Genomic DNA, 14,563 nt, shown 5'->3' on the forward strand with positions numbered 1-14,563 from the left:
TGCTTTTAACCCCGCATAGAATCTCAATTGTGCAAACAATTAATTTACCCAATGAACTATGTCGTATTAAAACTTATTCTGGCACGCAACATGCTTATAAACCCTTGAGCGAATATATAAATCAAATGACCAGATCGCAGAGGTAATTTATGGCATCGAGCGGATTAAAACAAAAATTGGGGCTAGTCGATTTATCCTTGTTAGGCATAGGATCGATGATTGGTTCCGGGTGGCTGTATGCGGCATTAAATAGCTCAGGCTACGCGGGAAGCAATACTGGCTGGGCCTGGGTATTAGGTGCAGTGATAGTGCTGTTAATCGGGCTGGTCTATGCTGAGCTCTCCTCCGCCATTCCCCGTGCCGGGGGCTTTGTGCGTTATCCCAATTACTCGCACGGTAATATCGTGGGCTTTGTGATTGGCGTTAGTTCATTACTGGCGTATACCAGCACGGCGGGGGTCGAAGTTGAAGCCGTGCGTCAGTACGCGCTTTATTGGTGGCCAGCGTTAGGCCACAGTGATGGCAGTCCAACAGGACTCGGTTTTGCCGTGCAAATTGGTTTGTTAGTGGCCTTCTTTTTACTCAATTACTGGAGTGTCAGTTTCTTTGGCCGTGTGAATACCATTATCACCACGTTTAAATTTATCGTCCCTCTGTTAACCATTATCACCCTGCTGCTCTATTTCCACGCTCCTAACCTTTCCGTGCCTCCTGCACCTCCCGGCGGCGCACATGGTGTTTTCTCTTCTTTAACCGGGGCGGGAATTGTTTTTGCCTATCTCGGCTTTCGCCAGGCCGTTGATTTCGCCAGTGAGGCGAAAAATCCTCAACGCAATGTCCCCTTAGCGATTGGCATTGCGATTGTGGTGAGCTTTGTGATCTATCTGGCGTTGCAGTATGCCTTTATGGGTGCAGTGCCGACAGACGTGCTTAATCAACATGGATGGGCAGGCTTGAAGCAGGTATTCCAGTCTCCTTATGCAGATTTAGCGCGCAGTCTGGGGTTAACCTGGCTTATCAACTTAATACTGATCGATGCGGTCATCTCGCCTGCTGGCACCGGCAATATTTATCTGGCTGGCGCTGCGCGCGTGCTCTTTGCGTGGGCACGTAATGGCCATCTGTTTAAGGTGTTTGGCAAAGTGGATGCTAAGTCTGGCGTGCCGCGTGGTGCGTTATGGTTATCACTACTGTTGGCTATCGTCTGGACATTGCCTTCCGAATTTCAGGTCTGGGGAGGTTTAATTGGCGCAGTGACCTCAGCCACCGTCTTCACCTATATGCCTGGCCCAATTACGCTTGGTGCTTTTAGAAATCACCTTCCAGGGCTTAAGCGTCCCTTCCACTTGCCAGTTGCCGCTGTTTTGAGCCCGCTGGCATTTGTCGCCAGTACTCTGCTGATTTACTGGAGTGGCTGGTCAGTGAATGAAATTCTGGTGCCAATTTTAATGGTGGCATGGATTGGCTATGCGATTTTTGGCAAGAAGAACAATGAATTTCAGCAAGACCTCCATTGCGCCTGGTGGCTGTTAGCCTACTACATTGCGATCCTGGTCATTTCGATGCTGGGCAGCTACGGCGGCAGCGGCATAATCAGTTCACCCTTGGATATGATCCTGACGATCGTAGCTGCTCTGGTGTGTTACTTCTGGGGGGTTAAGGCCAGTTTACCTAAACCTGATATCAGTGATGACGAGGAAGACACTCCCACTTCCGACCGTTCTTTGAGTAAAAAATACGCCGCCAATTAACCTCTCAAGCCTGCTTATTTAAGCAGGCTTTTTCTTATACGAAAAATCGTTACCCTTTGTACTAATTGATTTTTTTCGAGGCATCGCGCAAAATAACAACGATTGCATAGGTAAACTATCACCTGTCGGATAGTCTTCCTTTTATTGAGGAAGATGACAGGAGTACACGGATGACACTCGCTATGATGAATACGCACAAAGCCTACAAATCTCTGCAACAGGCCGGTATTGAAGACAGGCAAGCAGAAGCCTTGGTTGAAATATTTGCGGAGATGCAGCAAGAAAATGCCTTAACTAAGTCTGACCTGTCTCAGGCGATGGGGAGTTTGGTGCGCGCCCAGAGTGACACCAATCATCGTATCGATAAGCTGGATATTCGCATTGCGCAATTTGAAAAGGAGGTGCGTTTACAGTTTCAGGGCATAGACCAACGCTTTGATGCTAATGATAAAGTCATTTTAAGTTTCAGGGAGAGATTCGATAAAATCGATGCCGAATTCGTCAAAATCTACGATAAATTTGACAAGATTGATGTGGAATTCGTCAAGATCAATGAGAGATTCGTTAAGATTGACGAAAAATTCGCGAAGATTGATGAGAAATTCGAGAAAATCGACGAGAAATTCGCGAAAATTGACGAGAAATTCGCGAAGATTGATGAGAAATTCGCGAAGATCGACGAGAGATTTGACAGGATCGATGAGAAGTTCGATAAGATCGATGAAAAGTTCGCTAAGATTGACGAAAAATTTGAGCAAATAGACCTTAAATTTATAAAAATGGACGCCAGGATCAGCGACTTAGATCAGCGAATGCAAATAGGCTTTGCGGAATTGAAGCGAGACAACATTTGGATCCGCCGACTGCTACTCGGGATGACCACCGCAACAGTACTCGCCGCCGCCAAATACATTTTTGTCGGTTAGCCGGGCCTGATGCCCGGCACGATCATCATCTTACACGCAGTGTCTCAAGCCTGGTGCGCTGCGCTCCATCCTCACTGAAATTCTCCACCGCCAGCCAGCGCTCAAATGCCTGTTTCAATTCCGGCCATTCACCATCAATCATCGAGAACCAGCAGGTATCACGGCTGCGGCCTTTATACACAATTGCCTGACGGAAAATACCTTCAAACTGGAAGCCCAGGCGTAATGCTGCCTTGCGTGAAGGCTGATTACAGCTGTCACATTTCCATTCGTAGCGGCGATAGCCTAATTGATCGAACACATAACGCATCAACAGATAGTGCGCCTCTGTCGCCATACAGGTTTGCTTGAGCAGCGGTGAAAAAGCCACATGCCCCACTTCAACCGACCCGTGCGCCGGGTCAATACGCATCAGCGCCAGAGTTCCCACCGCTCGCTGACTGTACAAATCAATCACTGCGAAATGCATCGGGTCACGGCCCTGTTCAATTTTTTGTGCATACGCGAGATAAGCCTCTTCATCCGGGAAAGGCTCTGCAAACATATAGGTCCAGTCGCGCCCATCAGCAGCTTGCGCGTAAGCGTTGTAGAGATCGCGCCCATGACGTTCAGCACTTAACGGCTCAAGGCGGCAATAATGGCCGGTGAAAATTTCGTAAGAGGGCCAACTGCGCGGTTGCCATGCTGTCAGTGGCGCGCCAACGGGTTGCCCGTAAGCATTAGTGTATTGCGTCATTGCTCAATTCCCTTGTCAGTGAAAGCCTGTTGCACAGCGTGCCAGTTAGCTGGCATGTTAAAAAGCACCACATTCGATGAAATTTATGGGTCCACGTGATGACCATGAACGAGAGTGAACTGCATCAACTCTTATTGGCTCCGCTGGAAATGAACAGCGAGCTGACGCTCCAACAGCAGTTGTTTAAGCGCATCAAGCAGGCCATTCTGACCGGCGCGCTCCCTGCTGGCACGCGTTTACCTTCGACCCGCCAATTAGCGGGTGATCTCAAGGTGTCACGTAACACCGTGACCGGGGTGTGGGCGCAGTTACAGGCTGAAGGATTTTTGCTCAGCGATCGCCAGGGCAGTCGCATCAGCGCTATCGCTCAACTTCCCTCTTCTCCATACGATGAAGTTGATGCCAGCAATATCACGCTATCCCCCAGAGTCGCTCAGTTGCGTTCGACCCATCGCATTTTGAGCCAGGAGATGGCACTGCGCCCTGGCATCCCAGCGCTGGCGCACTTTCCGCTGGCACAGTGGCGGCGAGCACTCAATCATGTGATGCAGCATCAACCCCAGCCATTGCTGGGCTATGGCGATCCGCTCGGTGAACACACGCTACGTGAAGCGTTGGCACAGCACCTGGCACTGGCGCGTGGGGTGCGCTGTACGCCCGAACAGATCGTCATTACCGATGGCGCACAGCAAGCGCTGACATTATGTGTGGCGTTGCTAAGCCAGCGCGGCGATATCGGATGGGTGGAAGAGCCGGGCTACCGTGGGGCTAAAGCCGCCATGCACCTGGGTGATATGTGTATTGAACCCATCGCGGTGGATGAGCAAGGATTGGCACCGCAAGCCAGCGACTGGCAACAACGCACACCGACGTTGATTTACACCACGCCCACCCATCAATATCCCACTGGCGTAGTGATGAGCGCCCCTCGTCGTTTGGCACTACTGGCTGCCGCTCGACAACATCAGTCATGGATCATAGAAGATGACTACGACAGTGATTTTCGTTACAGCGGCGAGCCGATTGCTGCGATGCAAGGCATGATGCAGCCCACGCCAGTGATTTACGTGGGATCGTTCAGCAAGACGCTGTTTCCATCACTGCGTATCGGTTTTATGGTGCTTCCTCCTCAATTACTGCCTCAGTTACGCCCGGCTTTGCATGAATTACTGCGCGGGGGAAACCGCCTCGAACAGCAAGCTCTGGCCCTGTTCCTCCGTAATGGGGATTTCAATCGCCATCTCAGCAAAATGCGCCGTCTTTATCGCCAGCGTCAGGCCAGCTTACGTAGCGCACTACAGCAGGTCTTTGGGGCACAGGTTCCGCTGTTGGGTGGTGAATGCGGTATGCATCTGGTGTTGCGTCTGTCTGAAGATCAACAGGACCGCGAACTGGTGGATAGATTGATATCCCATGGTTACGCACCTGGCGCACTATCAGGATTTTTTTGGGGAGAGGAAAAACAGCAGGGATTGGTGCTGGGTTATGGCAACACCAGCACCAGCCAGATGTTGGCTGGCGTTGCACATATCGCACAATATATATCTGGATAATCGCGGCGGCATCATGACCGCCGCAAAAAGGGATTAGCCTTTAAAGAAGATATCGCCAGATTTACCCATCACGATCTTGCCGCTATCGTCGGTGATCAGGATGTAGTTGGCATTAATATAAGCCCAGTGTGTCCCTGGCTGAGGTGCTGGCAGATGGCGTGGTTGCCACTCTACAATGGTGTACTGCTTTTTACGGTACTCATCCGGCACCACATCACCGACCTTGTACTCTTTGTAGTCGATCACAATAGTATGCAGGTCGTAGTTATTTTGGCCTGCTGGTGCATCTTGCATGCCATTTTGTGACGGGCGAATCGGTGCAACATCACCAGAGGACTCAGCCGGCTCATTGCTGGCAGGTGCATCTGCGGCCGGGGCCTGGGTTTGTGCATCAGGTGCCACCTGCTGAACTTGTGGTGGCGGTGGTACGTTATCCGTTTGCTCGCCTTCAGCCAGCGCGGCTGGGGTCAGGCTCAAAGCGCCCAGAAAAATTCCTGCAGAAAGAAGGGTGACGTGTGTCCTGCGCATTGGTGATTTCCACTCTGGTTAATTATTAACTGTCCAATTTAGTGACAAGTGCAGCACGCAGAAGGTTCCCTCCACGCGCTTAGCGCGTCAAATATTGCTGCACAGCATACCTCAGCGCTAGCTTTTTTTGGCGCAGCAAAATTGCAAGCAACCGTGTTCAGGGTTCAGCGTTTTTTTTCTGCGCCAGGTCCATTAGTAAGGCGATACCCAAATAGTTGCTCCAGTTAAATGCATTCTGCAGCACGACGATGGCATTACCATTCTGCTTATCAAAGCCGATAAAGCTGGCGTATCCGCCGATATAGCCCACTTGATAGGTAATTTTTTGTTGGCCGTAAGTATCGGTTACCCAGGCAATATTCTGCGTCTGATTACCGTGCTGCTCATAACCGCGATTCACCTGAGCAAAAGCCGCGTTAATCGGCGCATTCGCATCATCGTGCAGATGCGCATCCAGATAGCGGATCAGATCACGTGCGTTGCTGTAGAGACTCGCGGCGGCCACCATATTATTACTGAACGCCCAATCCGGCGTCAGATCGCCACGCGGGATGAACTTAGGCTGATCGCCTGCATGCCCCAAGGCGCGCCATGGATAGCCAGATAAGGTTTGTGGGTGGAAACTGCTGCTGGTCATGCCCAGTGGCTGGAACAGATTGCGTTGCGCCAGCGTCTCAATATCCTGGTGCAATTGATACTTGAGAATGTAACCGAGGAGCGCGTAACCCAGATTGGAGTATTGCGCCGCAGGTTTTGTGGGGGCATCAAAATCAGCCAGATAGCTCAGCACCGCATCGCTATCGAGATTGCCATAAAAATTCTCACCGCTGCGTAGATAAGCCATAAACTTCATGAACATCGGCAGGTCCATATCCTGCCGCGGCAAGCCGGAGGTATGCGTCACCAGTTGCAGCAGGGTGATACGTTTGGCATCGGCACTGAGCGGCACACCTGGCGGTAACAGTGTGGCGAGGGTGTCATTCCAGTGCAGTTCACCGCGATCCACCAGTTCAATGATCACCTCAGCCGTCATGCCTTTGCTGAGTGAACCGAGCGCAAACAGCGTATCCGGCGTAATGGGATAACGGTGCACGGCATCAGTGACGCCAAAGCTATAAAATTTCGGCGCGTGGCGTTCATGGATTATCGCAATGCTGATGCCAGACACCTGCTTTTGCTGCATGTAATGCTGCACAATGTCATCGACGTTTTCATTGAAGGTGGCATGCGTGAGATAGACTTTATCGCCAACCGGCGCTGAAGTTTGCGATAGCGTGCCACAGGCGCTCAACAGCAAACTGCAGCACAACAGCAGCGAGCGCGACATAATGCGGCGCATCACCGATAATTCCTGGTGAAAGTTTTCATAGCAATTGATTTATATGTTGTTTTTGATTTTTAGCAAAACGTGCGATGGGTGTTTGTGGCGAAATATAACACAGAAGAGGCTATCCGCCACCTGCCAGAATCAGGTGGCGGCAAGGGATTATTGATTAACCGGAATAACCGAACCGCGATAGTGCTGGTTGATAAATTCAGCCGTTTGTTTTGACTCCAGATCTTTCGCTAATTCGAGAATGCGCGGGTCATGAGCCAGCTTTGGCGTGGTGACCAGCACATTCGCATACGGGTTGTCCTTCGCCTGTTCCAGCGCCAGCGCATCCTTTGAGGGGACTAACCCCGCCTGCAACGCATAATTACCGTTAATGATCGCCAGCTGTGCATCATCCAGCGCACGCGGTAGCTGCGGTGCCTCGATTTCAATGATTTTCAGGTGATGCGGGTTATCACTGATATCCGCCGTCGTGACCAACGTCGTGCTACTGCTACTCTTGAGTTTAATTAAGCCACTGGACTGTAACAGATAAAGCGCTCGGCTAAGGTTAGTGACGTTATTCGGCACCGCCACCTGCGCCCCATCGGGCAGATCTTTCAGGGATTTTACTTTGTGCGAGTAAATCCCCAGTGGCTCAATATGCACCGTTGCCACCACCGCAAATTTCTCTCCCAGGGCTTTTTCCTGATCGCGCAGATAAGGCACGTGCTGGAAGTAGTTGGCATCAACGTCTCCGCGCGCCAGCAATTCGTTCGCATTGAGGTTGCCATTCAGCTCAATCACTTTGAGATCGAGGTTTTTGTCACTCTGTTTGATGTGGTTGAGGATTTCGCTGTGTGGCACCGGATCGGCTGCTACGCGCAGAGCGGCAGCTGAAGCGTATGAACTCATGACTGAGATCATTACCAACGTTGCTATCACCTTTTTAGTCATGGGCTTTCCTTACTTTTATGATTATTTAACGGGAGTCAAAGCGTCGGCGTAATAGCGTGCCGCCACATCACGATGGGAGCGCAAACGCCCCTTGAGATAATTCCAGCCTACCTCCCGCAGCAGCGGATTGGTCGGGTCGCTGGTCGGGCCCCGTGCTTCTGCAGCCAGATGCGGGGGTAATTGATAGAGAGGGACTTCGGCATCTAATTGCGCACCGAGGAAAAAGGCGATGGAGACGCGCGCTTTATTCGCAGGGGGTGACACCACGCGATGCACTGTGGCGCGCAGATAACCATTGGTGGCGATTTCCAGCAGTTCACCGATGTTCACCACAAACGCACCGGGTTTAGGCAACGCATCTACCCAGTGATCAGGGGTCACTTCCACCTGTAAGCCGGGTTGATCGTCCTGCAACAGAAAGGTCAAAAAACCGGAGTCTTTATGCGCCCCCACCCCCTGCTGGCTGGCGCTGGCCGCCTGTCCGGGATAGCGAATGAGTTTTACATGCTCATTGGGATGCGTACCGTATAACGCATCAAAGGCATCGGCGGGCAGAGACAGAGATTTTGCAAAGGCGCGTAACAGGCGCAGAGCAATGGCCGTCATTGCCTGTTGCCACGCGTGAATCACTGGGCGCAACTGCGGCAGCGCTTCCGGCCACAAATTCGGCCCTTGTAGTCGGAGCCAGGCTGGATCACCCGCCTGTAACGTCAATGCAGCTCGCTCGGCCCCAATATCAAACTGTTCACGCTGATCGCGCTGTTCACGGGTGTATTCCACGCCCGCACGGTTGTAGCCGCGAAAATGTGGCGAGTGGATCATGGAAACGCGCTGCTTCTCCTCATCTGGCAGCGCAAAAAACGCCTGAGTGATAGTCTGAACGTTCTGCAGCAGTTGCGGATTAATGCCATGATTGGTCAGGTAGAAAAAACCGACGTCGCGCGCGGTGGTTCGCAATTCAGCAAGGTATGGTGAGCGCTCGGCATCGGGTAATTCCAGCAGCGCGAGATCCAGCACAGGCAATGTTTCAGCCATTGTTTGGCGTCCTTTATGCAGAAAAATTCTGCTTTTACGCTGACATCTGGCGTCAATTCCAGCCAATACTGTTGGGAAATATGTTATGGCGAATGATTTTTAGCAAAGCTCCTGCAATCGTTATGCAAAAAGCGATAAATCGCGGTCACTTGTGGCTATAATCGCGCCCACTTAATGTCTGCCCAAGCCTCGAACAGGAGATGTCATATGAACCAGGGTCCATTAACCGAAAAAGAGCTGAACTGGCTGGAAGATATGCTGGAGAAATACGGCAACGAACAGTCAGTGGTGGATACGTCTGAACTGGACGGTATGCTGACCGCACTGCTCTCTGGCCCCAATGATATCGAACCCAGCGAGTGGCTGGTGGCAATGTGGGGCGGGCAAAAGCAGATTCCAAAATGGGCCAATGAGCGCGAGATGGATCGCTTTATGGCATTGATCTTCCAGCATTTCAACGATATTGCTGAGCGTCTGGCTGAATTCCCGGATCAGTTTGATCCGCTGTTTGGCTTCCAGGAGATGGAAGGTCAGGAGTTCACCGTGGTGGAGGACTGGTGCTACGGATATCTGCGCGGCGTGGCGTTGGATAAAGACTGGTCCGAATTGCCGGAAGCACTGCAACCCGCCATGGACGCCATCACCCTGCACGGCAGTGAAACACAGTTGGCTAAGCGCGAAGCCTTCTCGCCGGAAGAGTTTGAAGCCAGCATCGAGGCCATCCGCCCTGCCGCATTGGAGTTGCACGAGTATTGGCAAGAGCAGCGCCTGGCACAGCCCGATCCTGAGCCACAATTGCCCCATTTTGCCGGCGAGAAAACCGGTCGTAACGACCCTTGCCCGTGCGGCAGCGGCAAGAAATACAAGCAGTGCTGCGGTAAGTAACCCTGCTTTTGATGGAGCATGGCTTCAGACAATGTGCCCTTTCTGACAACACACACCTGTGCTGATGAGCAGGCTGGTGCCGCACAGGGGCTGGCATTCCGCAGCGCTGAACGGAACGAGTATGCCAGGAGAGCCCGCAGGACGCGGGCGAAAGGTGGCGCTGGAACATGGATGTTCCATCGCCACCGGTCCGTAAGGCAGACGAGTGCAGTGAGGGCACCGCGCCAGCGGCGCGAGGACCGCCAGCCCCAGTGCGGCAGCAGACGGCGTAAGCGCCGATAACTCAAATGGCAAGCATCACGCCATTAATGATGACCCGGCGCGCATAAAAGCCCACCCACCGAATTACGGTGCCGGTCTGACCTCCGTCACCAGCGTTGGCAACTGCCATGCGCCGCCCGCACGAATCGCGCGGCACATGCCGGTTGTCGCATCGCTACTCTGCACAAAATCTTTGCCATCCCATACCCAGGCAGCAGTGCTCCAGCAGTCGCCAATGCCACGACCTTTTTGCGCTTCGGACACCACTCCTTCGCTGTAATCTGAACCGGAATCGGTGATCAACTGCGGTTTGCCCTGCAAGGATTTGTCGATTAACCAGTAGCCATAACCTTCGTTATACGCCCCGCGCCAGCAAAGTGCGGCGATCAACACATGTGCATCATCTACTGGCGTTAACGTTAGCGGTTCGGCCCCCTCTTCGGGCTGATCGTCGGTCGGCGCCAGGTTGTCACAACTGTCATCGTCAGTTAGCGAAGCAATCAACTTTGGTTTCAATAGCGCCAGCTCATCATCCGTCAAGGGGCGAGGTGTGGCTTTTTCTACTTTGACCTGTTGGATCACTGGCATCGATACCGCCGCCGGTACACTGCTCTCAGACTTATTGCCCTTGCGCACCAATGCCCCTGGCGTGCTGAGTCGCCCTTGCGCATCATCCATTTTCAGCAGCGTGGCGAACGCGCCGTTGCTGGAAAGCTCAAACGGCTCTTCGCCGCCGCGAAACTCCACTTTACCGTTGCCCTTAATGGCATTGATCAGCGCCAGCGTTTGCACATCGGTGAGTGTCCACTCATCATTCTCGGCTTTTGCTACCTCACCCTGCGCATGGTCATCGATCCACAGCGCCAACGTATCCACCTGCTTGGAGTCGTCATCACCGGTATCGGCCAACACCACACGACCGTGGGTAACGGCGTTTGGTCCCCCTTCACGCGTGAGCAACACCGAACCGCCAGCCCCCTCTTCAGCGCTGTAACCGGCAGCGCGACAGGTTAAGGTATTATCACAAGCGAGCTCCCAGTCTTTGTGACTAAAGGAGACGCCGTCTTCGTCTGCTAACAGTGGCGCGCTTAAACTGGTGAGCAGCGCTAACGCCAGCAGCAATCGGGTTTTCATGCCATCTCTCCATAATGGTAAAGGTGGCTAGTGTGATGATTTTTAGCGCGCGGGAGAAGTGAATTTTTTGCGCTAAGCGTGAGCTTATAACGACGCCACAATCTGCTGTCGCAGCCACTGCTGCGCCGGATCGCGGTGCAGGCGTTGATGCCACAGCATCAAAATATCAAAACCCGGTATCTCCAGCGGAGGCGTGCAGACACGAAGATATGGCGTTTTGCGCACCAGTCGCTCCGGCACCACGGCGACTAAATCGCTGCTCGCCAGCACCTCCAGCATAAACAGAAAATGGGGCACTGACAGCGCGACCCGCCGCTTACGGCCCAGCTTAGCCAGCGCGCTATCGGTAGCCGCGCTGAATCCGCCACCATCAGGTGAAATCAACACAAACTCCAGCTGACAAAATTGATCCAGCGTGGGCGGCTGCTGCAGTTGTGGATGATCTCGTTGCCCGGCCAGCACGTAGCGCTCACTGAACAACTTGCGCTGATGTAAGGTCGGGGGCGCGTTGTCACCGGTATGAAACACCAGATCCAACTCGCCTTTTTCCAACTGCTGCGCCACCTGCGGTGGATTCAAAGTGAAGACCGCCATACGGCTGCGCGGCGCAGCATCACGAATTAAATTGAGCGCCGGCAGTACAAGTGCCGAGGACATGTAATCCGTTGCGGCAATGCGCCAGGTCTGGTCGGCGTGGGCAGGATTGAAAACGTCAGGCGGCGCCACGGCGCGGGTTAATGCTTCCAGCGCCAACCGTAACGGATCGCGCAGTGCTTCCGCTCGTGCCGTTGGTAACATCCCACGTGGTCCCGGCAGTAACAGCGGATCGTCCAGAACCGTGCGTAACCTGGCAAGCTGCGTACTCACCGAGGGTTGTGACAGGTTAAGACGTTGTGCCGCACGCGTGACATTAAGCTCTTCCAGCAACACATCAAGTGTCTGCAACAGATTTAAATCCAGCGAGTTGATATTCACCGTGGCTATACCTGAGATATCCGTAATTGATTTCTACTATAGCCAGCCTCGGCTTAACCTGCAGGGGTTTTCATCTCACAGGATTCAGCCATGAATGTACTGATTGTGTATGCCCATCCAGAACCTCGTTCACTCAGCGGTTCATTGAAAGATTTCGCCATCGAGCACCTGCAAAACGCAGGGCATCAGGTGCAAGTATCGGATCTCTACGCCATGCAATGGAAAGCGCAGCTTGATGCAGCCGATACGTTAGCGCCCCTGGTCGGTACGCATTATGACGCGACGCTGGATTCACGCTATGCGTTTGACCATCAGCAACAGCCTGCCGATATCGCGGCAGAACAGGAAAAACTGCGCTGGGCCGACACGGTGATCTTTCAGTTCCCTCTGTGGTGGTTCACCATGCCCGCCATCATGAAAGGCTGGTTTGACCGCGTCTACGCTAACGGATTTGCCTACGGCGTGGGGGAGCACAACGAACAGCATTGGGGCGATCGTTACGGCGAGGGCAATATGGCAGGCAAGCGCGCAATGTTGGTGATCACCACTGGCGGTTGGGAATCACATTATAGTCCACGGGGTATCAACGGCTCGATTGATCAGCTACTGTTCCCGATCCAGCACGGTATGCTGTTTTATCCAGGCTTTAGTGTTTTGCCCCCGCTGGTGTTTTATCGCGTACAGAAATCCGCACAAGAGCGCTTTGCAAGCTGGTGCGATGCGTTAGCGACGCGACTGGATACACTGGCCGAGACGGCACCGATTGCGTTTCGTCAGCAAAATGGCGGCGATTATGAGATCCCGGCGCTGACGCTAAAAGCTTCACTGGCGTCCAATGAGAGCGGCTTTGGTGTGCATGTGAAGTGATGACGTGGCGCTAGCTTACTCGAACAGCCAACGCCCCGCTTTGGCCGACTCAATCAACATAGCGAGCGTGAAGTCCGGCACCACCGGGACTTCACGCTTGTTAAACGGGTTGAGGATCTGCACCAGAGAAGGCTCATTGGGATAGTAGGTTTCAATCGCAAAACCGCCACGTTCAACTGCAAATTCAGCAAAGAATTCATCCATTAACGCCTGCGCTTCTTCACGCTCAAAGTTGAGATCGCTGTCGATATCAACCTGTGGAGTTAAGGTCTTCTGCTTAAACAGATAAACGCCGTCGTAGCGACGCACTAATTCATAGATGCGCTGGTCGATGTCATCGGTCATGAGCTACCCTCCTGCTAAATGAGGGGGCTATTCTGCCATGCTATCTGACCAGCGGGGTGAAAAAACTGTGCACCTGGCGTGCGCTATTCTCTTCACCACCATGGTAACCCATCGCTATAAGAGTGCGTCCGTCACCGCGTCCAGCACATGCCGTGAAACAACGTGGCTGATATGAGTCCGTTTACTGGCGCGTGAGGGCGGGCAGCACAAACTGCAAGTAAACGGGTTCTTAATATTTTCGATAATCACTACAAATCCCCCTTGGCAAATGCGGCAGGCTTTGCGTGAAATAATGCCGCAGTCAATAAAACGTAATAATGTCCATGCCCGTGTCAGATCCAGTACGGGTTTTTTCTGACTTTGGCAATAACATTGTTCAAGATAAAGACGGTAGGCTTTCATGAGCGCTTTAATAGGCGGACATTTTTCCGTTTTAATTAAATAGAGGTAAATGTTGTAAAACATGGATGAATGAATATTTTTCTCCCACGACATAAACCAGTCTTCAGAAAAAGGTAGCATACCTTTGGGAGGAGGACATCCACGTAATTCTTTATATAAACGCAAAAGGCGTCGTCGACTTAATGAGGTTTCAGACTCCAGTACCTGCATCCGCGCACCTAATGCGATCAACTCCATAGCAATATGCATTTCATGCAACTCCTGCAACAAGTTTTTCTCACACATGCCACACCTCTTAGCTAACGGTTAGAGATTCTGTATTCAATGAATTAAGCAGGTCGGTTGATAAAATAATTCCAGTGTGAATTTTCTGCAGTGCTTCTATACGTGAATCTTTTGTGAGGTTTTCGATCATCACTTCGTCATTGATTCGCAAACGACAAATAAATTGATTAGTGGCAGACATTTTAATTAACTGCGGCAATGTCAATGCTTTGATATTATTTAGCGTGGCTTCTGACAAACCCAAACGAAAGCCTGCAGCAAACTTGTCTTGCCTGATCAACTGTTGTGCTAATAGCAGGTAAGATAAATTCATATCATGGATATGTTGCAAGTACTCATCAAAGTTAGACATTAATACACCTTAATCATTCAGAGCAGAAGTAAGGTAACAGGAAATATCAATTCCTCGTTTAAGGCTGATAAGCGATTTTGCACTGCAATGGAACAGAATTGAAAGCAACGCACAACATAACCGCTTACAGCAATGGGGAAATAGTATCCTTCAGAATTTTTACGACAACCCATAAGAGAAATAACATACGCCAACCAATTGAAAATCAATAGAAATAATATTATTAAATGTTATTAACCACGATGAAAGTTTTTCCATG

15 protein-coding genes are annotated in these 14,563 nt (G+C 51.8%); 5 read left to right on the top strand and 10 right to left on the bottom strand.

Annotated elements, in window-relative coordinates; translation table 11 throughout:
- Window positions 1-149: 149 nt before the first annotated feature.
- Window positions 150-1,751 carry an APC family permease gene (locus tag LK04_RS16080; RefSeq protein ID WP_039329561.1) on the top strand — a complete coding sequence of 534 codons (1,602 nt, stop codon included), beginning with the start codon at window positions 150-152 and terminating at the stop codon, window positions 1,749-1,751.
- Between the two features lie 170 nt (window positions 1,752-1,921).
- Entirely contained in the window at window positions 1,922-2,677 is a 756-nt protein-coding gene (locus LK04_RS16085; RefSeq protein WP_052205991.1) for a hypothetical protein, read from the top strand.
- A 25-nt stretch (window positions 2,678-2,702) separates the two neighbouring features.
- Here the strand turns inward: LK04_RS16085 and LK04_RS16090 are convergent, their stop codons facing one another.
- Window positions 2,703-3,413 carry a GNAT family N-acetyltransferase gene (locus LK04_RS16090; protein WP_039329563.1) on the bottom strand — a complete coding sequence of 237 codons (711 nt, stop codon included), beginning with the start codon at window positions 3,411-3,413 and terminating at the stop codon, window positions 2,703-2,705.
- 104 nt (window positions 3,414-3,517) lie between these two features.
- Here LK04_RS16090 and LK04_RS16095 point away from each other — a divergent pair, with 104 nt between their 5' ends.
- Entirely contained in the window at window positions 3,518-4,966 is a 1,449-nt protein-coding gene (locus LK04_RS16095; RefSeq protein ID WP_039329590.1) for a PLP-dependent aminotransferase family protein, read from the top strand.
- Between the two features lie 33 nt (window positions 4,967-4,999).
- On the opposite strand, the gene LK04_RS16100 is transcribed toward LK04_RS16095, so the two are convergent.
- From LK04_RS16100 to LK04_RS16115, 4 genes are all read right to left on the bottom strand, one after another.
- Complete coding sequence (locus tag LK04_RS16100) at window positions 5,000-5,494, bottom strand: RcnB family protein (protein ID WP_039329564.1); 495 nt, start codon at window positions 5,492-5,494, stop codon at window positions 5,000-5,002.
- Window positions 5,495-5,651: 157 nt separating this feature from the next.
- Window positions 5,652-6,833: a serine hydrolase domain-containing protein gene (locus LK04_RS16105; protein WP_052205994.1), complete on the bottom strand. Its 1,182-nt coding sequence runs from the start codon at window positions 6,831-6,833 to the stop codon at window positions 5,652-5,654.
- Between the two features lie 147 nt (window positions 6,834-6,980).
- Window positions 6,981-7,763 carry a MetQ/NlpA family ABC transporter substrate-binding protein gene (locus LK04_RS16110; protein ID WP_039329567.1) on the bottom strand — a complete coding sequence of 261 codons (783 nt, stop codon included), beginning with the start codon at window positions 7,761-7,763 and terminating at the stop codon, window positions 6,981-6,983.
- Between the two features lie 21 nt (window positions 7,764-7,784).
- Complete coding sequence (locus tag LK04_RS16115) at window positions 7,785-8,798, bottom strand: isopenicillin N synthase family dioxygenase (protein ID WP_039329569.1); 1,014 nt, start codon at window positions 8,796-8,798, stop codon at window positions 7,785-7,787.
- Window positions 8,799-9,005: 207 nt separating this feature from the next.
- Here LK04_RS16115 and LK04_RS16120 point away from each other — a divergent pair, with 207 nt between their 5' ends.
- A complete protein-coding gene (locus tag LK04_RS16120; protein WP_039329571.1) occupies window positions 9,006-9,683 on the top strand; it encodes a YecA family protein in 678 nt (225 codons plus the stop codon).
- A 345-nt stretch (window positions 9,684-10,028) separates the two neighbouring features.
- Here the strand turns inward: LK04_RS16120 and LK04_RS16125 are convergent, their stop codons facing one another.
- A complete protein-coding gene (locus LK04_RS16125; protein WP_039327660.1) occupies window positions 10,029-11,078 on the bottom strand; it encodes a DUF1176 domain-containing protein in 1,050 nt (349 codons plus the stop codon).
- 84 nt (window positions 11,079-11,162) lie between these two features.
- A complete protein-coding gene (locus LK04_RS16130) occupies window positions 11,163-12,053 on the bottom strand; it encodes a LysR family transcriptional regulator (protein WP_039327658.1) in 891 nt (296 codons plus the stop codon).
- 90 nt (window positions 12,054-12,143) lie between these two features.
- On the opposite strand from LK04_RS16130, the gene LK04_RS16135 reads away from it, so the two are divergent.
- Window positions 12,144-12,920: an NAD(P)H-dependent oxidoreductase gene (locus LK04_RS16135; RefSeq protein ID WP_039327656.1), complete on the top strand. Its 777-nt coding sequence runs from the start codon at window positions 12,144-12,146 to the stop codon at window positions 12,918-12,920.
- Window positions 12,921-12,935: 15 nt separating this feature from the next.
- Here the strand turns inward: LK04_RS16135 and LK04_RS16140 are convergent, their stop codons facing one another.
- From LK04_RS16140 to flhD, 3 genes are all read right to left on the bottom strand, one after another.
- Window positions 12,936-13,265 (bottom strand): DUF1493 family protein, encoded by a 330-nt coding sequence (locus LK04_RS16140; RefSeq protein ID WP_039327654.1) that lies wholly within the window; start codon window positions 13,263-13,265, stop codon window positions 12,936-12,938.
- Between the two features lie 114 nt (window positions 13,266-13,379).
- The gene (gene flhC / locus LK04_RS16145) at window positions 13,380-13,952 is read right to left on the bottom strand and encodes a flagellar transcriptional regulator FlhC (RefSeq protein ID WP_039327652.1); all 573 of its coding nucleotides are present in this window, start codon (window positions 13,950-13,952) and stop codon (window positions 13,380-13,382) included.
- Between the two features lie 10 nt (window positions 13,953-13,962).
- Window positions 13,963-14,304, bottom strand: coding sequence for a flagellar transcriptional regulator FlhD (flhD, locus tag LK04_RS16150; RefSeq protein ID WP_039327651.1), 342 nt, complete (start codon window positions 14,302-14,304; stop codon window positions 13,963-13,965).
- Between the last annotated feature and the right edge of the window lie 259 nt (window positions 14,305-14,563).

Source organism: Pantoea vagans (assembly GCF_001506165.1).
Classification (GTDB): Bacteria; Pseudomonadota; Gammaproteobacteria; order Enterobacterales; family Enterobacteriaceae; genus Pantoea; species Pantoea vagans_C.